Source organism: Streptomyces avidinii (assembly GCF_014650695.1).
Taxonomy (GTDB): domain Bacteria; phylum Actinomycetota; class Actinomycetes; order Streptomycetales; family Streptomycetaceae; genus Streptomyces; species Streptomyces avidinii.
This window is the reverse complement of the sequence record NZ_BMVL01000003.1, coordinates 99,119-119,922: the sequence shown is the minus strand read 5'-3', so window position 1 is coordinate 119,922 and position 20,804 is coordinate 99,119. Positions and strand designations below refer to the sequence as shown.

Annotated in this window: 14 protein-coding genes and 1 pseudogene; 7 read left to right on the top strand and 8 right to left on the bottom strand. The window is 70.5% G+C overall.

Features of this window, described 5'->3' with window-relative positions:
• The first annotated feature begins 64 nt into the window (after nucleotides 1-64).
• From IE257_RS08635 to exaC, 4 genes are all read left to right on the top strand, one after another.
• Nucleotides 65-3,169 (top strand): DEAD/DEAH box helicase, encoded by a 3,105-nt coding sequence (locus IE257_RS08635; RefSeq protein WP_229920217.1) that lies wholly within the window; start codon nucleotides 65-67, stop codon nucleotides 3,167-3,169.
• The gene (locus tag IE257_RS08630) at nucleotides 3,166-4,434 is read left to right on the top strand and encodes an SWIM zinc finger family protein (protein WP_189966416.1); all 1,269 of its coding nucleotides are present in this window, start codon (nucleotides 3,166-3,168) and stop codon (nucleotides 4,432-4,434) included. The genes IE257_RS08635 and IE257_RS08630 overlap by 4 nt, the downstream gene beginning before the upstream one ends.
• A 155-nt stretch (nucleotides 4,435-4,589) precedes the next feature.
• The gene (locus IE257_RS08625) at nucleotides 4,590-5,897 is read left to right on the top strand and encodes a GAF domain-containing protein (protein WP_189966414.1); all 1,308 of its coding nucleotides are present in this window, start codon (nucleotides 4,590-4,592) and stop codon (nucleotides 5,895-5,897) included.
• Between the two features lie 54 nt (nucleotides 5,898-5,951).
• The gene (gene exaC / locus IE257_RS08620) at nucleotides 5,952-7,475 is read left to right on the top strand and encodes an acetaldehyde dehydrogenase ExaC (protein WP_189966412.1); all 1,524 of its coding nucleotides are present in this window, start codon (nucleotides 5,952-5,954) and stop codon (nucleotides 7,473-7,475) included.
• A 181-nt stretch (nucleotides 7,476-7,656) separates the two neighbouring features.
• On the opposite strand, the pseudogene IE257_RS08615 reads toward exaC, so the two are convergent.
• The 4 genes and pseudogenes from IE257_RS08615 to IE257_RS08600 form a co-directional block, all read right to left on the bottom strand.
• A pseudogene (locus IE257_RS08615) lies at nucleotides 7,657-8,475 on the bottom strand (transposase); the annotation flags it as partial.
• 72 nt (nucleotides 8,476-8,547) lie between these two features.
• The gene (locus IE257_RS08610) at nucleotides 8,548-9,081 is read right to left on the bottom strand and encodes an IS630 family transposase (protein WP_268251393.1); all 534 of its coding nucleotides are present in this window, start codon (nucleotides 9,079-9,081) and stop codon (nucleotides 8,548-8,550) included.
• A 101-nt stretch (nucleotides 9,082-9,182) separates the two neighbouring features.
• Nucleotides 9,183-10,433: a group II intron reverse transcriptase/maturase gene (gene ltrA, locus IE257_RS08605; protein ID WP_189966410.1), complete on the bottom strand. Its 1,251-nt coding sequence runs from the start codon at nucleotides 10,431-10,433 to the stop codon at nucleotides 9,183-9,185.
• Nucleotides 10,434-10,988: 555 nt separating this feature from the next.
• Nucleotides 10,989-11,528: an IS630 family transposase gene (locus tag IE257_RS08600; protein ID WP_229920216.1), complete on the bottom strand. Its 540-nt coding sequence runs from the start codon at nucleotides 11,526-11,528 to the stop codon at nucleotides 10,989-10,991.
• Nucleotides 11,529-12,208: 680 nt separating this feature from the next.
• Between IE257_RS08600 and IE257_RS08595 the strand changes: the two genes are divergently transcribed.
• The 3 genes from IE257_RS08595 (at nucleotide 12,209) to IE257_RS08585 (ending at nucleotide 14,836) form a co-directional block, all read left to right on the top strand.
• Nucleotides 12,209-12,568 (top strand): hypothetical protein, encoded by a 360-nt coding sequence (locus IE257_RS08595; RefSeq protein ID WP_189966408.1) that lies wholly within the window; start codon nucleotides 12,209-12,211, stop codon nucleotides 12,566-12,568.
• Nucleotides 12,558-14,021: a phage exclusion protein Lit family protein gene (locus IE257_RS08590; protein ID WP_189966406.1), complete on the top strand. Its 1,464-nt coding sequence runs from the start codon at nucleotides 12,558-12,560 to the stop codon at nucleotides 14,019-14,021. The genes IE257_RS08595 and IE257_RS08590 overlap by 11 nt, the downstream gene beginning before the upstream one ends.
• 485 nt (nucleotides 14,022-14,506) lie before the next feature.
• Nucleotides 14,507-14,836 (top strand): HNH endonuclease, encoded by a 330-nt coding sequence (locus IE257_RS08585; protein ID WP_189966404.1) that lies wholly within the window; start codon nucleotides 14,507-14,509, stop codon nucleotides 14,834-14,836.
• A gap of 915 nt (nucleotides 14,837-15,751) precedes the next feature.
• Here the strand turns inward: IE257_RS08585 and IE257_RS08580 are convergent.
• The 4 genes from IE257_RS08580 to IE257_RS08565 all read right to left on the bottom strand — a co-directional run bounded on the left by IE257_RS08580 (nucleotide 15,752) and on the right by IE257_RS08565 (nucleotide 20,709).
• The gene (locus IE257_RS08580; protein ID WP_189966402.1) at nucleotides 15,752-15,910 is read right to left on the bottom strand and encodes a hypothetical protein; all 159 of its coding nucleotides are present in this window, start codon (nucleotides 15,908-15,910) and stop codon (nucleotides 15,752-15,754) included.
• Nucleotides 15,911-16,018: 108 nt separating this feature from the next.
• Entirely contained in the window at nucleotides 16,019-18,367 is a 2,349-nt protein-coding gene (secD, locus tag IE257_RS08575) for a protein translocase subunit SecD (protein WP_189966400.1), read from the bottom strand.
• A 99-nt stretch (nucleotides 18,368-18,466) separates the two neighbouring features.
• Entirely contained in the window at nucleotides 18,467-18,844 is a 378-nt protein-coding gene (locus tag IE257_RS08570) for a hypothetical protein (RefSeq protein ID WP_189966399.1), read from the bottom strand.
• Between the two features lie 350 nt (nucleotides 18,845-19,194).
• Complete coding sequence (locus tag IE257_RS08565; RefSeq protein WP_229920215.1) at nucleotides 19,195-20,709, bottom strand: DHA2 family efflux MFS transporter permease subunit; 1,515 nt, start codon at nucleotides 20,707-20,709, stop codon at nucleotides 19,195-19,197.
• Nucleotides 20,710-20,804 lie beyond the last annotated feature (95 nt).

The window sequence follows — 20,804 nt, the reverse complement described above, 5'->3', positions numbered from 1 at the left end:
CGTCGGGCGCCCTCGGTGGGGTACTCTCGGCCGCCCGTACCCGGTAGTCAAGTTTGAGGAATGCGTGCTCTCCGAGATCTCCGGCCTCATCCACCACGGCGCCGTCTTTCTTCCCGCCGACCCGGCCCGCAGCGGCCGGATCGCCCTGTGGCAGTCAGACGGCAAGGCAGCCCGCACCGACACCGGTACCGGCGTCGGTGCCGGTACCGGTACCGGCACCGACGCCGTGGACCCCAAATCGCCTGTCGGAAAAGGCCGTTACGAAGAGCTCACGATCATCACCCCCGACCTGCGCCGGGCCACCGTGGTCGCGCTCGTGCTCTCCGTGGACGAGGCCCTGCCCCTGCTCACCCGCGCCCGCTCCGCCGAGGCGGACGCCGAGGCCGCGGCCGGATCCGGCGCCGGAAACGAGGCCAGCGGTGGCAGCGGCACGGCGTTCTGGGGCGCCGCCGCACTGCTCGCCCTGCGCTTCGCCGCCCGCGGGCAGCTCCTGCCCGGGCTGAGCCCCGCCGGGCACGACGCCTGGCGGATCGGCCCGCTGGAGGGCTCCGACCTCGCCGAGGTCCGGGAACTGGCCGCCGCGATGCCGCCCGCCGCGCACTGCGTACCGCTGGCCCCCGACGGGCCGGCCCGGCTGCCCGCACCGGAGCCGCTGCTGCGGGCCTTCCTCGACGCCGTCGCCGACACCCTCCCGCGCTCCCCCGCCGCTCCCGCGGCCGCCGGCGGGCCGGCCTACGCCGCCCGCCCCCCGCGCCTCCACCCCGAGCTGCGCGGATGGGCCGCGGAGGTGGCCGCCGGCCATGACGCCGGCGTACGGATCTCCGTGCGGATCGAGCTCGACCGGGACCCCGATAACGAGCCCGGAGCCGACTGCGACCGCGGGGCCGGGGCCGACCCCGAGCCCGCTCCCGCCTTCCGGGCCGTCCTCCAGATGCACAGCCCGGCCGACGCCGCCCTCGTCGCCGACGCCGCCGATGTGTGGGCCGGATCCGGAGCCGCCGCGGCCGCTTTCCCGCCCGGCGCCCGGATGGACGCCCTCCGCGCACTGCGCCGTGCCGCCCGGCTGTGGTCCCCGCTCGCCCCGCTGCTGGGCGCGGCCGTCCCGGACTCCGTCGAGCTCGCCGACGAGGAGGTCACGGAGCTGCTCGATGAAGCCGCCGCCGCCCTGGCCGCCGACGGCGTCCAGGTGCATTGGCCGCGCGGCCTCCTGCGCGACCTGAGCGCCCGCGCCGTCCTCGGCTCCCCCGACGTCACCGCCGCGAGCGCCCGGCCCTCCGGCCTGCTGTCCCCCGGCGCCCTGCTCTCCTTCAGCTGGCGCCACGCCCTCGGCGACCAGGGCGATCTGACCCGCGCCGAGCTCGACCGCCTCGCCGAGGCCAAGCGCCCCCTGGTCCGGTTGCGAGACCGGTGGGTCCTGGTCGATCCGGCCGAGGCCCGCCGGGCCCGGGCCCGCCAGGACCGTAGGATCGCGGCCGCGGACGCGCTGGCCGCCGTACTCACCGGGTCGGCGGAGATCGACGGCAAGCGGGTCGACGTGGAGGCCACCGGTCCGCTGGAAGGACTGCGTGCCCGCCTGGCCGCCGACCCGCAGGACGAGGCCGACGCCCTCGGCGCGCCGCCGGAACTGCACGCCACCCTGCGCGACTACCAGCTGCGCGGCCTGCGCTGGCTGGCCCGGATGACCTCGCTCGGCCTCGGCGCCTGCCTCGCCGACGACATGGGACTCGGCAAGACCGTCACCCTCATCGCACTCCACCTGCACCGCAACCGACCGGAAGGCACAGGCACAGGCACAGGCACCGATCCCGAAGCCGAAGCCGAAGCCGAAGCCGAAGCCGAAGCTGACACCAGCACCGATCCCGACACCGCCGGGCCCACCCTGGTGGTGTGCCCGGCCTCGCTGCTGGGCAACTGGCAGCGGGAGATCGAGAGGTTCGCGCCGGGCACGCCCGTACGCCGCTTCCACGGTCCGGGCCGCAGCCTCGCCGGCCTCACCGGAGGGTTCGTCCTCACCACCTACGGCACCATGCGCCTGGACGCGCCCGAACTCGCCGCCGTCCGCTGGGGCATGGTCGTGGCCGACGAGGCCCAGCACGTCAAGAACCCGCGTTCCTCCACCGCCAAGGCCCTGCGCACCATCCCGGCCCCGGCCCGCGTGGCCCTGACCGGCACACCCGTCGAGAACGACCTCTCCGAACTGTGGGCCGTTCTCGACTGGACCACACCCGGGATCCTGGGCCGCCTCGGCACCTTCCGCTCCCGCTTCGCCGACCCGGTCGAGAGCGGCCGCGACCCGCAGGCCGCCGCCCGACTGTCCGCACTCGTACGGCCGTTCCTGCTGCGGCGCAAGAAGTCCGACCCGGGGATCGCGCCCGAGCTGCCACCCAAGACCGAGACCGACCACGCGGTCGCCCTCAGCCCCGAACAGACCTCCCTCTACGAGGCCGTCGTACGCGAGACCCTCGCCGAGATCTCGGAGGCGGACGGGATGGAGCGGCGCGGTCTGGTGGTCAAGCTGCTGACCTCCCTCAAACAGATCTGCAACCACCCGGCCCACTACCTGCGGGAACACGGCCCGTCGGAACGCGGCGCCAAGGACGCCGGAAGCAGTGGCGGCGGCGCCGCCCGCTCCGGAAAGCTGGAGCTTCTCGACGAACTCCTGGACACGATCCTGGCGGAAGGCGGCTCCGCCCTCGTGTTCACCCAGTACGTGGCGATGGCCAGGATCCTGGAGAAGCACCTCGCCGGGCGCGGGATCGCTTCGCAGCTGCTGCACGGCGGGACGCCGGTGCCGCGCCGGGAGGAGCTGGTCGACCGCTTCCAGGCGGGCGAGGTCCCCGTGTTCCTGCTGTCCCTGAAGGCGGCGGGCACCGGGCTGAACCTCACCCGGGCCGGACACGTCATCCACTTCGACCGCTGGTGGAACCCGGCCGTCGAGGAACAGGCCACCGACCGCGCCTACCGCATCGGCCAGACCCAGCCCGTTCAGGTCCACCGGATCATCGCCGAGGGCACCGTCGAGGACCGCATCGCCCAGATGCTGGAGCGCAAGCGCGCCCTCGCCGACGCCGTCCTCGCAGGCGGCGAGAGCGCATTGACCGAACTGACCGATGCCGAACTGGCCGAGCTCGTGGCATTGCGCCCGACGCGCGCGGGGAGTCAGCGATGAACACCCGGGACCGGGACCGAGACCCGTACGAGAAGACCTTCCCCGCCCTGCCGCCGGCCCCCGGCGGCCGCGGCTTCGCCCGCACCTGGTGGGGCCATGCCTGGCTGCGCGCCCTGGAGGACAGCGCGCTCGACGGGACGCAGGTCAAGCAGGGTCGCCGGTACGCGCGCTCCGGCGCGGTCGGCGCGGTCTCGGTACGCCCCGGCGGGCTCACCGCGGTGGTGCGCGACCCGGACGGGACGGCGCACCGGACGGACGTGCTGGTGCAGGAGTTCACGGAGGCGCAGTGGGACCGGCTGCTGGGCCTGGCGGCCGCCGAGGCGGGGTACATCGCGGCGCTCCTGGACCGGGAGGTGCCGCCGGAGCTGGCCGAGGACGCGGCGGCCGCCGGGGTGGAGCTGCTGCCGGGCATCGGGGACCTCGATCCGCGCTGCGACTGCGGCGAGTGGGACCACTGCCCGCACACGGCCGCGCTCTGCTACCAGGTGGCCCGCCTGCTGGACCAGGACCCCTTCGTGCTGCTCCTGCTGCGGGGCCGCGGCGAGCGGGAGCTGGTGGACGAGCTGGAGGAGCGGAGCACGGCTGAAGCGCAGGCCCCGCAGTCACCCGCCGACGAAGGGATCCCGGCGGCGGAGGCCTTCGCGGCGGGGGGTGTCCGGCCCGCGCTGCCGCCGCTCCCGGGGCTGCCGGCGGTGCCGGGCCAGCCGCCGACGCTGGACACCGAGGGCGAACCGGAACCGGACCTCGACGTGGACGCGGTGGAGTTCCTGGCGCAGGCGGCCGCGACCGAAGCCCATCGGCGGCTCGCGGAGGCACTGGCTCCGGGCCACGCCGATCGTGCCCCGGCGGCCCCGCTCACGCTCTTTGAAGACGCCGTACGACTCACAGCCGAGGCCGGTGGCTTCCGGGTCAGGTCCCGCCTGGCGGCGGCTACCGGGCGCAGCCGGGCTGATATGGAACTGGCCGTACGCGCCTGGGGCTTCGGCGCGGGCCCGGGCCTCGCGGCGCTGGAGGACGACTGGACGCCGGACCGGAGCACACTGGCCCGCGCCCGTGCGGCCCTGGTCGAGGCGTGGGCGGACGGGGAGGCGCCGGTGCTCCGCCGGGTCCGCGCCCGCTGGACGGAGGCGGGCACCGACCGCCAGCTCCGGCTGGGCCGGGAGGGACGCTGGTGGCCGTACCACCGCGAAGCCGGGCGGTGGATCCCGTCGGGCCCCTCCGCCCCGGACCCGGGATCGGCTCTGGAGGCCGATCCCGCCCGGTGAGGCGACCTGTGCGGTTTCGGCCCGCGCGGGCCGACATGCCGCCGGCGGCCTGGCCGACGTAGCGCCCGCGTCCTGGCCGACGTACCGCTTGCCGGGACCCGGTGCCGGGACGACGATGGGGACGCTCCGGTACCGCGGCACCACGGGAGGGTGACATGGGCGATCCGTCGGTGGCGCTGCCGGGCGGGGCCGATCCGGCCGCGCGCACGCGCGAACTACGGCGGGCCCATGCCGCTTTCACCCGGGACGGGCGGGTCGAGGACCCGGTCCGGGCGGTGATCGCGCGGTCCTGGCGCCGGTGCGCGCGGGCCCGGCTGAGCCCGGAGTGCGCGCCCCGGGTGGAGCTTGCGGAGGCGGAGCTGCGCTCGTACCGCGAGGAGCATCCGCTGTCCCGGGTGATGCCGCTGTTCCGGGATCTGGTCGGGGCGTTCGCCGCGCACGGGGCGCACCTGCTGGCGGTGTGCGACGCGCGGGGCAGCCTGCTGTGGGTGGAGGGCGAACCGGGCACCCTACGGCGGGCCGAGGGCCTCGGCTTCGTCCCGGGTGCGCGCTGGGCGGAGACGGCGATGGGCACCAACGCCCCCGGCACCGCGGTCGCGACGGGCGAACCGGTGCAGGTGTTCGGGGCCGAGCACTTCAGCCGCCGGGTTCACCCGTGGACCTGCGCGGCGGCTCCCGTGCGGGATCCGCGGACCGGCAGGGTACTGGGTGCGGTGGACCTCACCGGCGGCGACGGCCTCGCACACCCCCAATCCCTCGCCTTCGTGCAGGCGGTGGCGCGGGCGGCGGAGGACCGGTTGGCGCTCCTCGCACCCGAGCCGCCGACCGCCGGGGACACCCTGGCCGCGCTCGGCCGGGACGAGGCACTGCTGGTCACCACCGGTCGTACGGTCCGGCTGGGGCGTCGGCACAGCGAGATCATGGCGCTGCTCGCGCACCACGCCGAGGGGCTCTCGGGCGAGGAGCTGGCGGTCGCCCTGTACGAGGACGAGTCGGTGTCACCGGTGACGCTGCGCGCCGAGATCTCGCGGCTGCGCACCCTGCTGGGACCGTCGGCGCCGCTCTCCCGCCCGTACCGCACGGCCGCTCCGCTGGACGCCGATTTCACGGCCCTGACCCGGCAGTTGGCCACCGGGGCCGTGTCCGCCGCCCTCCGCCGCTACCCCGGCCCGCTGCTGCCGGCCTCCACCGCGCCCGGCATCGTCCGGTTGCGGCGCCGGATCGAGGACCAGGCGCGGGCGGCCGTGATCGCGCGGGCCGATGCCGGACTGCTGACCGAGTGGGTGTGCAGCCCGTGGGGCGCGGACGACCCGGAGGCGTGGCGGGCGCTGGCGGCGGCGCTGCCGCCGGAGCGCAGGCCGGCCGCGCTGGCCCGCGTACGCGCTCTGGACCGTGAACTCGGCGCGCGTCCGGAGCCCCGCAGTCGGCGGCGTGCAACGTATCCGCAACCTGCCCGCTCCTAGCCTCCACCCGAGCGCTGTCCGACGGCGGCCGGCGCCCGGCAAGGGGAGGACTCCATGGCCCGATACGCTGCGCCCGGTACCGAGGGGGCGCTCATGTCGTACGCGCCCCGCTACGACCACTTCATCGGCGGCGCGTACGCCCCGCCCGCCCGCGGCCGGTACTTCGAGAACCCCTCGCCCGTCGACGGCCGGGTCTTCACGGAGGTCGCGCGGGGCACCGCCGAGGACGTGGAGCGGGCGCTGGACGCGGCCCACGCGGCGGCGCCCGCATGGGGGCGTACCTCGGTCACCGAGCGGTCGTCGGTCCTGCTGCGCATCGCGGACCGCATGGAGCAGAACCTGGAGGCCCTCGCCGTCGCGGAGACCTGGGAGAACGGCAAGCCGGTACGGGAGACCCTGGCGGCCGATCTGCCTCTGGCCATCGACCAGTTCCGGTACTTCGCGGGGGCGCTGCGCGCGCAGGAGGGCACACTGAGCCAGCTCGACGACGACACCGTCGCGTACCACTTCCACGAACCGCTGGGCGTGATCGGGCAGATCATCCCCTGGAACTTCCCGATCCTGATGGCGGTGTGGAAGCTCGCCCCGGCGCTGGCGGCCGGTAACACGGTGGTGCTGAAGCCCGCCGAGCAGACCCCGGTGTCGGTGCACTACTGGCTGAGCCTGGTGGCGGACCTGCTTCCGCCCGGCGTGGTCAACATCGTCAACGGCTTCGGGGAGGAGGCGGGCAAGCCGCTCGCGTCCAGCCCGCGGGTGGCGAAGATCGCCTTCACCGGGGAGACCGCAACCGGCCGACTGATCATGCAGTACGCGGCCGAGCACCTGAAGCCGGTCACCCTGGAACTCGGCGGCAAGAGCCCGAACCTCTTCTTCGACGACATCTGGGCCACGGACGACGACCTGCGCGACAAGGCGCTGGAGGGCTTCACGATGTTCGCCCTCAACCAGGGCGAGGTGTGCACGAGCCCGTCGCGCGCCCTGATCGAGCGGGGCCGCTACGGGGACTTCCTCGACGCGGCCGTGGCCCGCACCGAACTGATCGTCCCGGGGCACCCGTTGGACACGGACACCATGATCGGGGCGCAGGCTTCCGAGGAGCAGCTGAAGAAGGTCCTGGCTTACGTGGAGATCGGCCGGCGGGAGGGCGCGAAGGTGCTCACGGGCGGCGAGCGCCAGGAACTGGAGGGCGACCTCGCGGGCGGCTTCTACGTCCAGCCGACCATCTTCGAGGGCGACAACCGGATGCGGATCTTCCAGGAGGAGATCTTCGGCCCGGTGGTGTCCGTGACCTCCTTCCAGGACTTCGAGGACGCCGTCCGGATCGCGAACGACACGGCGTACGGCCTGGGGGCGGGCGTCTGGACCCGGGACATCAACACCGCGTACCGCGCGGGCCGCGCGATCCAGGCGGGCCGGGTCTGGACGAACTGCTACCACGCCTACCCGGCCCACGCCGCCTTCGGCGGCTACAAGCAGTCGGGCATCGGCCGTGAGACCCACAAGATGATGCTGGAGCACTACCAGCAGACGAAGAATCTCCTGGTGTCCTACTCACCGAAGAAGCTGGGCTTCTTCTAAGCCCATAAAAGAAGGCGCCTGACCTGGGCTTTTGCCCGGCAGGCGCCTTCTTCGATCCCTAGAGCGCACCGTCCACGGCAGCGCTGGAAATGTACTGCTCCTCCCAGTTCCTCCCACCCGTATCCCACCCCTGACCAGCTGTCCCGGGCCATACACGGGCCAGATTCGGGATCAGTCCGCAACCTCCGCGCTGCGTCGATTCCACCCGGTTGGCGGCCTGGTCCTTCTTCTCCGGGATGACTGCCTTGATGTGGCGTTTGCGCAGGTAGGCGCGGTTGCCGCGCGACGAGTAGGCCTTGTCCCCGGCGACTGCGCCGGGCCGGGTGCGGGGACGGCCAACGGGCCCGCGGACCCGTACCTTCTTGAGCACGGGGATGACCTGCGGGCTGTCCGCGACCTGCCCTGCGGTCAGGATCACGGCCAGGGGCCGGCACCTACGGTCGGCAGCCAGGTAGATCTTGCTGGTCTGTCCGCCTCGTGAGCGCCCGAGCAGAGCTGCTTTCAAGCGGAGCTTGCGCCGTCGCCGGACGCGCCGCCGTGCGGCCCGGCCGGGATCACCGACGTCGCCGTGTCCGTCTTGTTCCGCCGCGCCGCCCCCTTTTGCCGGGCCGCCTCCGCCTCGATGGCGGCCTTTTCCAGAGCGTCCAAAACGTCCTCCTCCAGGCGCATGCCGGCCGCGTCGTGATGGGCACGGACCGTCGTGGAGTCCACACTTACCAGCGACATGTCCCACCCTGTCCCGCCCGGCCGCCTCGGCCATCAGCCCCTCCAGCAGTGCCTCGAAAACTCCGGCGTCCCGCCACTGCCTGAACCTGTTGTGCACGGTGGACCAGGCGCCGAACCGGTCCGGCATCTCCCGCCACTGCGCTCCCGTACGGAACTTCCAGATCACACCCTCGAACTGCTGCCGCAGCCGCTCTGGATACGGGCCGTATTCACCAACCGGCAGATACGGCTCGACGAACCCCCACTCGTCGTCAGTCAGTTGCTCACACGTCATGTGTACCGGACTACCGGATCCGCCTCACAGCGAAGGCAGATCCGACAAACCGATCACAACTCAATACAGGCCCTAGTGTCCTGGTTTGGAGATCCTGTCGCAGTAGCGGCAGATGCGGTCGAGGATCTGGTCGGCGGTCTTGGTCCATTTGAAGGGCCGGGCCTCATCGTTCCAGACCTTGATCCAGTCTTCGAGCGCGGCTTTGAGGTCGTCGAGTGAGCAGAACACACCGCGTTCGAGGCAGCGTCGTTCCAGCTCGGCGAACCACCGCTCGACCTGGTTGATCCACGACGAATACGTGGGAGTGAAGTGGAGCTGGAACCGGGGATGCGCCAGCAGCCACTTGCGCACGACCGGTGCTTTGTGGGCGGAGAGGTTGTCGCAGATCACGTGGACCGCCAGGCCCTTGTCGGTCTGGCGGTCGATCTCGTCGAGGAAGTCCCGGAAGTCCACGGCCCGGTGCTGCGCGGACAGTTTCGTGATCACCTTGCCGGTCGCGGTGTTCAACGCGGCGAACAGGTCGACGGTGCCGTGGCGGACGTAGTCGAAACTCCGCCGCTCGGGCACCCCGGGCAGCATCGGCAGCACCGGCGTGGTCCGCTCCAGGGCCTGGGTGAGTCGGCGGCGGGAGTTTCACCCGCCGCCGCTCTCAGAACCGTGCGTAAACCTCTCGGCTTACACGGCTCCCATCGTCCAGTCATTCCCGGTCACGGCTTGACGAACTTCCAGTGAGCGAAGAGCCCTGGGAACCGTCTGGCGTGACGGTTCAGGGCCTCTCGCGCCCGTGCTCGCTTCCGTTTGAACCGCTTGTACTTGCGGACGAGCCACCGCACCAGATAGTCGTTGATGCGGTTGAGGGTGGAGAGCAACGCCGACGGGTGAAACCGTCCGAAGTAGTTGATCCAGCCCCGCACGACCGGGTTGATCTCCCGGGCGAGCTCCTCCAGGGTCGTGTCACTGCGCAAGTGCAGCCGCCACCGGCGGACCTGCACCCGGATCTGCTTAGCGGCCTCGTCGCTGACAGCCGGGTTGAAGCCGAAGAAGAAGTCTCCGCGCTTCGTTCGGAGTTTCCGCACACGAAACCCGTACCCCAGGAACGTGAACGAGGTGTGCTCGGCCGAGCCACGCCTGTTCCTGTCCCGGCAATACACAATGCGGGTCTTCTGGGGATGCAACTCCAGACCCCCGCACTCGGCCAGCCGCCCGGCGATGGCCCCACGCACCTGATGTGCCTGAACCTCGTTGCGGCAGTGGACCACCACGTCGTCGCAGTACCGCTCGAACTGGATGCCGGGGTACTCCCGGGCCATCCAGGCGTCGAACGCGTAGTGCATGAACAGGTTGGACAACACGGGTGAGACCGCCGAGCCCTGCGGGCTGCCGCGGTCCCGGGCTTGCAGGCTGCCGTCCGGCCGCTGGAGCGGGGCCTTGAGCCACCGCTCCACATACAGCCAGACCCACCGCTGGTCGGTGTGGTGCGCGACCGCCTTGAGGACGAGATCATGATCGAGGTTGTCGAAGAAGCCCCGGATGTCCATATCGATCACCCAGTCTGTCTTCCAGCACCTCTCCCGGCATGCTGCGACCGCGTCCAGCGCACTGCGGCGGGGCCGGTAGCCGTAGGAGTCCGGGTGGAACACAGGCTCCACCAGTGGCTCCAGCACCATGGCCACCACCGTCTGTGCGATTCTGTCCGCGACCGTGGGCACGCCGAGGATCCTGACCCCGCGTCCTCCCGGCTTGTCGATCTCCACCATCTTGACCGGCGGCGGGAAGTAGCAGCCCGACGACATGCGATTCCACAGCTTGTAGAGGTTGCCCTTCAGGTCCGCCTCGAACTGCTCGATCGACTCGCCGTCGACGCCCGCCGCGCCCTTGTTGGCCGTGACCCTCAAGTACGCCTCGAACACTAGGTGTTTCGAGATCTGAAACGACTTCGATCCGCTCGTCTGGTTCATCCCGGGCACTCCGGTTGGCCACCAAGCAGACCCGGACGATCCGTCCCCTTCGCTCCGCCCGCATTACCGGGCCTCGTCGCTACTACGAGACGGTCCGCCCCCGTGCCCCGCTTCGGTACTCGGCCCCTCGCGGTTTTGTCCGCTTGGAGCGCTCCCTCTCGCCGCCGCCCCGATCGGGCGGCGACAGTATCGGGGCGACAGGTTCCCACGTTCCGTGCAAGAGCCCGGGTCAGGCTCGCGCCGCCTCCATGCCGGACGCCGTCCGGGCAGTCGGCAGGCTCCCCCCGGACTTGTCCCGGAGCCCAGATCATGCCCCGGTTTCGACGCCATTGAAGAAAGTTACGACACGTCATCAGCGGTTCGCTCACGCTCGCCTTCCTGACCCATACCTGACGCGATCACTGCCGCGCCTTTTCCGCAGCGCTCACCACGACCGGCACTTAACCGACGCAGCCTGCGGTGGTTTGGAGCCTCCCCCTGCAGGGCGACTCCGGAGGACCTACCTCCATCTCCTGCACAGCACCGCTTCCAGAAGCAGTTACATCAACGCCTCCTTCAGCGTTCGTGGCACACGATCTGCGGTTTCTCATCCACCGCGAACACGACGGCGTTCGCCGGCGGCACCAGGTAGAGGCCCACGACGTCACGGACCTTGTCGATCAGGAAGGGGTCCGGGGAGATCTTGAACGTCTCGGTCCGCCATGGCTGCAGACCGAACGCATGCCAGATCCTCAGCACACTCGCAGGCGAGATCCCCACGACCTTGGCCAGCTCCCGCTTCGACCAGTGCGTCCCACCCGCAGGTGTCTCCTCAAGGGTGCGGACCACCACCTCTTCCACCTGGGCGTCGGTGATGGTCCTCGGCACCCCGGGCCGCGGTTCGTCTGCCAGGCCCTCCAGCCGGTCCCGCAGGAACCGGGTCCGCCATCTGGCCACCGTCTTGCGCTCCGTGTCCAGCCGCGCAGCGACCATCGTGTTGTTCCACCCACGCGCGCACGCCAACACGATCCGCGCGCGCTGGGCCAGACCCTGCGCCGTTGAACGCCGCTTGGCCCAGCTCTCCAGCGTCAGTCGTTCAGCCTCCGACAGCACCACTGGCGGGAGCCTGTTATCGCCCATCCCACCAGGACACCGGACCGATCCGGGCCCCGTCAGGCAGAACCCAAGATCTGAAACAGAACACACCTCATGGGGCGAGCCCAGACCTCAAAACCAGATCACTAGTGTGATGCGCCAGAAATCTCACGGCTAAGTCTGCTGCTGGTTGTTTGTGGTGGGTGGGCCGCCCGCACGGCGACGGCGATCGCATCCACGAGCTCGTCCGGATCCTCAGGCATGCGGAAAGTCTTCACCGCTACACGAGCATCCATCCATGCCCTGGCCAACAGACCGTTCCGGCCGTCACGCCCATCGCTCCAGGGCCAGCACCCGCCCACTCCCCCGGTCGCCTCCCACCCCGCGCCGTGGGCAAGCGAGGCCACTCTGCCAGGGGCGACTTCGCCTGGACCGGGCTTGCGATGGGTGTACTGCCCGCTGGAGCAGGCTCTAGCCAAGGCGGGCAGGGCTGGCTTTGCCACACGTGCGGCGGCTCGGCGTCGACGCCGAACGTCAGATCGTCGACGACGCGGCCGGGTTTCCGTCGGCTGGAACAACAGTCAGTCGCGATACAGGAAGCCACCCGAATTCTGTTCGATTTCCTGCATCTGGCCATCCGCCGGCATCGGCTGGGAGACTGACTCCACAAGGCTTCGGGGCCTTGGGACGGGGGAGAGTACGTGCTGGTCGACGAGTTCCTGCAGAAGACCGACAGTGAACTGTATGCGCTCCTGGGCTCTTCACTGCTCGGCGAAACCATTGGCGCCGCGCCCAGCGATCCCGATCGCCCACGTCGGTTCGGCCGGGAATGGTTTAACGGTCAGCTGGGAGCTCTGCGCACCAGGATCTGCGGACACGAGCGCCTCAAGGGAGTGGCTGGCACCAGCGTCTCGGACCGGGCGATCGACGCCCACCTGCTCTTCGAGATCCTGGGCGACTTCGGAGGCAACCCAGCCAACACCGCACTGATCGCCGTCTTGGCCGCTCGGATCGGCGTCGGTACGTTGTGCAGCGGGTACACCTCCCAGCATGACGGGTGAATCCATGGCGCAAGCCGCCACGCGTGGCTATCTCCCTGTCGGCGACGAAGACTATGTCGAGGACCTGAACAGGAACGCGGCTGAAGGGGCGGGGAGCAACGGCCGAAGGTGGCGGCAAGCGTTCCCCGAGCTCTTCGGCCGCTCTCTACCGCTGGTGGTCGGCAAAGCAGCAGCTGAACTCACCGTCGCCTTCACGGCACTGGGAAAAGCAGACCGCCTCCCTCAGTTGGTGGTCTTTCCTACACGGAGCCATGAGGTTTCAGCCCACTACGAGCCCAAGTCCGACAACACCGGCCTCGTGGTGCTGTCCGACTCGCTGTTTACCCTCTGCAGCATCTACTGCCGACAGCTCGGACAAGCAACGTTCGACATCTCCAATACCACGTCGTTTGTGAAACTCGGGCTCAGAATGATCATTGCCCAGATGAAGGGCACCATGGGGGGTGATCCCGCACGCCTGGCGGTGCTGCTGCGCCACCACCACATCAACAGGCGGGCACACGGCATGGCTACCGCGGTCGCCACCCGGCGCGACGTCCGTGATCGGGACTCCCTCTCGCACCAGGACTTCAGCGACCTCCATCTGATGCCGGCAATCCGCTTCTTCCTCGGCCACGAGATGGCACACCACGTCCTCGGCCACCAGACCGAATGCGCGCATTCACCAGAGCAGGAGACCCAAGCCGACCTCTTGGCACTCCAGGCCGGAGCCCTCGCCTATGCCAGTGATGTAAAGACATCCATTACTCCCGACCGGTACGTGCGGGAGCAATGGTTGGACGACGCCGGGGAGTTCTACGCTCTGGTGGCATCGGTCATCGCGATGCTGGCAGTTCAGTCACTGGAGGACGCCCTGATGATCCGGCGCGGCCGAACCCATCTGCCCGCGCGGGATCGGGCCAGCAGCCTCATCGACTTGCTCCTGGGCGACGACCGGATCCGCAAGCATGAGAGCGCTATAGGCCGACGTGACCAGAGCTTCCGCAAGCGGATCGACTCGGAGCGAGTGGGTCTCGAAGCGCTGACGCGCAGCCTGATGGTGGCCACGGAGAAGGCGGCAGACTTCGGCGAAAGTCCGTACGGATTCAACTGGACGGGGCTCCCCGCCGCTGAGGTGGTCATGTCGGGTGGGATGGATCTGACAGAGTCATCTCGCTTGGACCGACTGCTGAGCCAGCCCAGTGAGGAACTCGCGGCGGCTCTGGTCCATAGCCCGCTGTCTGTGGGCGCCCTGCACGCGCGCCTGGGAGACACCCGTCGGGCGATGCGTGAATGGGGAATTCCGGAGACGGTCATCGACAACGCGCATAACAGAAATGTCGGGCTGGCGTACTACACCATCGTCGATTACCTGCGCGGTGCCAGCCACGAGCAGGGCCGAGCAGGGGTTGAGCTCAGTGACCACCCGCTCATCGCAGCAACCTTGACGGCCCGCCAACTACCGGGTTCGTAAGCATGGGCCGCTCGAGGAACCGTTCTGCCTGACACTCTCCGGCGAGGCCGTGCATACCTTCACCCACCTCGCCCGAGGGCCAGCTCGCCGAGCTAGCAGCGACGTGCCGGCCACGCCGGGCGCGTGCTTCCCCTTCCGATCGGGCACAGGCACGGCACCAGATACGGCCCCATCTCGTATCGCGCCTTCCGGCAGCAGGGCAGGCGTCACATTGCGACGGCCCCTGAACGTGACCGGCGGCGCCACGCCCTCACCCTGCACCTCGGCGAGCAGTACCGGCTGTCCGACCGCTTGCGCGGGCCGAAAGGTGTGTCACCGCAGTACCAGGCCCCACCGCACTCACGGCACTCGAACCGCGGCCAAGGGTGGGGACTGCTATCGAGCGGGGCCCGCATCGTGCATGGCCTCGCGGGCTCGCAACTGCCGCCAGGCTCTGGTGCGGTGCTGTACGCAAGCTCAGGCGCTGGCACCAGGAACGTTGCCAGATGCGCGCCGAGGTTCTGGTCCTGCCCTCACCACGCCATCGCTACAGCGAAGCGGCCCACATCCGGGCCAGAGAGGACAACGGACCCGACATCGTCGAGAACCTGCTGCGCCTCTGCCCGACCTGCCACATCCTCTTCGACGCGGGGGCACGTGTCCTGACCGACGACCTCACGATCGTCGACACCGTGACGGGCCAGCCCGGGAAAAGGATCGAGCTCCACCGGTGGCACTTCATCGACTCCCGGTACGTTCGCCACCACCGCCAGCGCTGGGCTGGCATCGACCTGCCGCTGCTCGCAAGCGCGTCGTCGGCGCACCCCAAGCTCTGAGGCCCTCCATCGACGCCCATCCTTTGGGGCCCTGGCCCGGAACAACAGGGCGACCTCACTCCCCCACGACCAAGATCCGGGCCAGTTGCGGGCCAGCACCGGCCCGCCGAAGGCAGATACCTTCATTTTGCCTGGTCAGGAGCGATGCGGCGCGTGTACCACCAGCACTCGAAGAACATTCTCTGCAGCTACTCCCCCAAGAAGTTGGGCTTCTTCTAGAGCGCCAAGTCGAGTTCCTGTAAGGGAAATTGTCCTCCCGGAGGCAATTCCGAAACGTCGCCCATCGACACAGACCATCACACTCAGTATGGAAAGGAGCCACTCAGTCGCGCCTCCCGGACCAGTCACGGACCAGGCCCCCGTCCCGGGGGCGAGGCGGGCGACAACCCTCTGACCCGCGTGGTGGCACGGCTCAGCGGGACGGCCCAGGCTCTGGAACGCGCTCTGCGGGCGTGGGCACGCGCTTCGTACCCCACCTCGTCGCCGAGCAACTGCTCGCACGCGCCTCCCACGACATGCCGGTCCAGCACCTGGCTCCCGACGGCAGCGCGCTGCCCGCAGAGGCGTCTGCCCCAGCGCGACGGGCGTCGCCCGTTCCGGACCAGGCCCCGCCAAAGAGCAGTGCCAACTGTCGTTATTGCTGCTCAGCGTGGGCGCAACTGCTGTACGGCCAAAAGACGAAAGGCCTTCCGGTGAGCTTCTAGATCCTCACGTTGCGCTCCTGGAAGGGCAGTTGCCCTCCAAGAGCCGTTTTCGACCCGCCGCCGGACCAGGTCCCGGCCGTAACTCACGGGGCGAGGGCAATGGAGCTCGGAGGCGTTCAGGCGGGAGAAGAGGGCGGTGGAGGCCGGCACCCCGGCAGGGTGCCGGCTCCCGTCCCGGCCGGGTGCCCACCGCCCCTTGCTCTTCTCCTGGTCAGAGTCGGTTGATGTAGAGGCCGGTGTCGATGGTGTGGTCGACGGTGCCGGGTGCGCCTGTGGTCACTTCGGCAGCGGCGTACTGGCCGGTGATCAGCAGACCAAGAACATGCCGGTCAGCTGCTCCCCGAAGAAGCTCGGCTTCTTCCAGGCCCACGAGAAGGCGCCTGAGGCGAGGCACGGTGGTACCCCATGTGGAGCTCCATGGAGGCCCGGTCGGCGTGTGATGGAGGCTGCCCTCGGCCTCAGGACCGTCCTCGCGGGCTCAGACGACCGCCCCCGTCCCCCTCTCCTTCTTGCTCCGCGCCTCCAACGGGCTGTGCCCGTCAGGGACTTCCTTCGCGGCGCGACGGTCCCGTGCCGGTGGGGGTGTCGGGTTGCGGTGTTCCAGGGCGATCGCGATCGGGACCGCGGTGAAGATGGTCGAGGCGATGCCGACCAGGACGCCCGCGATCAGCGCCACGGAGAAGTCCGCCAGCGAGTCGCCGCCCAGTACCGCCAGTGCGGTCAGGATGAACAGGGCTCCCATACCCGTGTTCACCGTGCGCGGGAGTGTCTGGACCACCGCGTGGTTGGCCGTTTCCTCCAGGTCGCCTCGGGGGTCTCGGCGGCGCGCTTCGCGGACGCGGTCGAAGACGACCACCGTGTCGTTCACGGAGTAGCCGATCACCGTGAGCAGCGCCGCCAGGAAGACGCTGTCCACCGGCCTGCCCAGCCAGGCGAACAGGCCCACCACGAGGAGGACGTCGTGGACCATCGCAGAGACTGCCGCTGCCGCCAGGGTCCAGCGGAACCGCACGCTGAGGTAGATCAGCTGGGCGGCCACCGCGATGCCCAGGGCCAGGAGCGCCTTGTGGCGCAGTTCGCTGCCGAGGCTCGGGCCGATCTGTTCGTCACGCTCCACCGTGACGGTTCCGCCGGGCTCCTCCAAGGCCGCCTTGACGCGCTGCTGTTCGGCGTCGGTGAGCTTCTCCGTGCGTACGGTGATGTCGCCGTCGCCGGACTCCTGCACCACCGCGCGCGGGAACCCCGCGTCGGACACGGCGTTCCGGGCCGTGTCCGCGTCGACGGACCTGCTGGTGCTGTACTCGACGAGGCGGCCGCCGGTGAACTCCACGCCGAAGTCCAGACCGCGGATGAGGATTCCTGCGACGGCCACCGCCACCAGGAGTGCGCTCGCGCCGAGCCAGCGGCGACGGTGGCGGACCAGGTTCGGGTTGCGGCGGGACAGCCATGTGCGGACCCGGCCCGTCGAGGCGATGCCCGTCAGACCGGGGCGCTTGCGTACGAAGCTGCGGGCGACGGCGAAGTCCGCGAGCGCGCGGGTGATCACGAGCGCCGTGAGCATCGATGCCAGGACGCCGATGCACAGGGTGACCCCGAAGCCCTTGACCGGGCCCGTGGCGAAGAAGAACAGCAATCCCGCGGCGAGCAGCGTCGTCACGTTCGAGTCGATCACCGCGCTCCACGCCTTCGCGAAGCCGGTCTTCACCGGCTTCGCCAAGTCCTTGGAACGGACGCCCTGGTACTCCTCCCTGGCCCGTTCGAAGACCAGGACGTTCGCGTCCACCGCCATGCCGATCGCCAGGACGAACCCGGCGAGCCCCGGCAGCGTGAGCGTCGCGCCGAGCACCACCAGAGCGGCGTACGAGATGAGGCCGTACAGCGCGAGGGCCAAGGCGGCGAGCGCGCCAAGGAGCCGGTAGACGACGGTGATGAACAGTGCGGTCAGGGCGATGCCGATGAGCGCGGCCCTGGTGCTGGCCTCGATTGCGTCGGCGCCGAGCGTCGGGCCGACCGTGCGCTGCTCCACGACGTCGAGGGGCACCGGCAGCGCGCCGCCCTTCACGAGCGCCGCCAGCTCCCGCGCCTCGGCCCGGCCGAAGCCGCCGCTGATCTGCGTGGAGCCGCCGGTGATACCGGTCCCGCACACCACGTCCGCGGTGACGCCGGGCGCCGAGATGATCTTGTTGTCGAGGGTGATGACGACGCGCCGTTCCGGAGCGCCCTGAGGCGCGCAGGCCGCGTCCGAGGTGATCTTCGCCCAGGTGTCGCCCGCGCCCTTGCGGAAGTCGAGGGAGACCGTCCAGCCGCTGAGCGACTGCTGGTCCAGGACCGCCTCGGCGTCCTCGACCCCCTCGCCGGTGAGGGCGGTGGGGCCCAGCTTCAGGTGGTTGCCCGGCCGGTCCGGGTCGGGCAGGGTGCGCGATCCGTCGGCCTCGGGCTGCGCCGAGCCCTGGTCGGCCGTCGCCCCCGTCACCGGGTGGACCGTGAGCTGTGCGGTGCGGCCGATGACCTCGGCGGCCTTGCGTGGGTCCTGCACTCCGGGCAGTTCGACGATGATCCGTTTCTCGCCGGAGCGGGCGATGCCGGGTTCGGAGACGCCGAGGGCGTCGACGCGCTGCCTGAGGACCTCCAGAGCGCGGTCGGTGGATGCGGCGTCGGCCTTGACGGTGGATGAGTCCCGGGTCTCCAGGACGATCTGGGTACCGCCGCGCAGATCGAGGCCGAGGCGGGCGGATTGGGTGAGGGCGATGTAGAGGGACAGCGCGACGGCTGCCAGCGCGACGATCGCCCTCCACAAGGGTGGGCGGGACAAGGGTGCGCGAGACATGCGTACTCCACGATGAGGGCAGGACGGAGGGACGCGTGACCGGCCCCGCGCGGTGTGCGCCGGGTCAGAAGGGTCAGGCGTCGATGACGGTCAGCGTGCTCATCGGTGGGGCGGGCCGCGCGGGGCGGCGGACTCGGCCGGCCTGCGCGGCGGCGCGAGTGCGGTGGCGGGGCCCGTGTCGGGCCCGCCCAGGGCGCGGCGCGGGGCCGTGTCGACGGCCGTACGCGCGGGGCCCGCAGGCTGCGGGCCCGGGATGTGGGCGTCAGGTCGGTGCGTGACCGCGACATGCCGCGCCGGGACGTCGTCCGGTTCTGCACCTTGTCCGGCGTGCCCCGCCACCGTGTGGTGGGCGAGCGGCCTGTCGGCGGGCATGGGCATGCCCTGCGCCCCGGCCACCGGGACGAACAGCGCGAGGACGGTGACGACGAGGGTCAGTGCGGACGCGGCCAGGCGCGCGGAGCGGCTCTGTTGCGGCACGCGTCCCCCCATCCCTTCGGTGCTCGTCGGGTGCGCACGGCGCGGCCCCGCCCTGCTCAACGTATGGGGCGCCCCGGTCCGTTCCGCGTTCCGCGGCAGTTCTTCGGCCCGGTGTGCGCGGGCGGGCTCGTCGGCGGACGGTGAGGCTGGCTGCTGCGGCAGGCCCGGCGGGTCCCGCCCCACTTGCGCCGCCCCCTCCTCCTGATGGCGCGCGGCTGCCGGCCGGTCCTGGGGAGACGGCAGCACCGTAGACAGGGTCTGGGCTCCGGGCTCGGGTCGGCCGGAGGAACCGGCCGCAGTCGAACCGAGCCCCCTTCGGTGCGGCGAGCACCGGGCCGATCATCAGGGTGTCAGATGGAGGTGCGGGCGGTCTTGTTCGTCGTGGTGCCGTCTTCGTCCTGGGCCTCCGACGCGGCACGCTGTTGCGGAGCGGGCGGGGTGCGGATCAGCAACGCGACCAGCACGGCCAGGGCGCCGAGCACGGCGCCGATGCCGAAGCCCCACCGGATGCCCGTGGCGAGTGCGCCGGTGGGGTCGGCGCCCTCGGCTGCTGCCGTGGCGGCGTGTCCCGACATGACACTGATGACCAGGGCGGTGCCGGCGGCGGCCGCGACCTGTTGCAGCGAGCCCAGGATGGCGGAGCCGTGGGGGTAGAGGTGCGGCGGCAGTACGGACAGACCGCAGGTGAAGACGGGGGTGAAGACGAACGCCATGCCCGTGCTCAGGGCCACGTGAAGGGTGAGCACCAGCCACGGCGAGGTGTGTTCGCCCGTGAGGGCGAACAGCGCGAGGCAGAGCGCTGTGAGTACGGCTCCGGGTACGACCAGGCGTGGGGCGCCGAACCGGTCGTAGAGCTTGCCGACCTGCGGTCCGAGCAGGCCCATGGTCAGGCCGCCGGGGATGAGGAGCAGCCCGGTCTGCAGTGAGGTCAGGCCGCACACCTCCTGCAGGTAGATCGGCAGCAGGATGAACGTACCCATGAGGGCCATGAACGACAGGCACATCAGGCCGAGTGCCACGGAGAAGTGACGAAACGTCAGGGTACGCAGGTCCAGCAGCGGCGTGGAGGAGCGCTGGAGTGCCAATTGCCGCCATACGAACAGCCCTACGAGAACGGCTCCGGTCAGGGTGATGGCCTCCGGGGGCACGGGGGCCTGGGCCGCGTTCTCGGCACCGAGCCCGCTCAGGCCGTAGACCAGGGCGCCGAAGCCCGCTGCCGCCAGGGGGACGGACATCCAGTCGAGGGGGGCGGCCTGCGGCTCGCCGATGTTCACCAGCTTGCGCCGACCGAACACGGCCATGGCTCCGGCGATGGGAAGCACGGCCAGGAACAGCAGGCGCCATGACCCCAGCTGCAGCAGCACACCCGAGACGGCGGGGCCGAAGGCAGGTGCGACGGAGATGACGAGGGTGATGTTGCCCATGACCCGGCCGCGGTCGTGCGGGGGCACGAGGGTCATCAGCGTCGTCATGAGCAGGGGCATCATGACGGCGGTGCCGCTGGCCTGGATGACGCGGGCTGCCAGCAGTACGGGGAAGGCGGGCGCGGCCGCGGCCAGAGCCGTGCCGGCGAGGAACAGTGCCATGGCGAGGCCGAAGGCGGTTCGGGTCGTCACGCGTTGGAGGAACCACCCCGTCACCGGGATGACGACGGCCATGGTGAGCATGAAGGCCGTGGACAGCCACCCGGCGGCGGCTGCGGTGACCTCGAAATCGCGCATGAGCCGCGGGATCGCGTTGACCATGATCGTCTCGTTGAGGAGGACGACGAACGTGGACAGCACGAGAATCCGCAGCACGGCGGTGACGCGGGCGGGCGAGAGGGTGGGCGTGGCGTGTGGTGCGGGCATGGTGCCTTCCGTCATGTGAGCGTCCTCCGTACGTGGCAGGTCACACTGACAGACCGCGGCGGCGTGAAGAACTCATCGGTCTTCCCCGATCCTGCCGGTGCCGCCGCCCG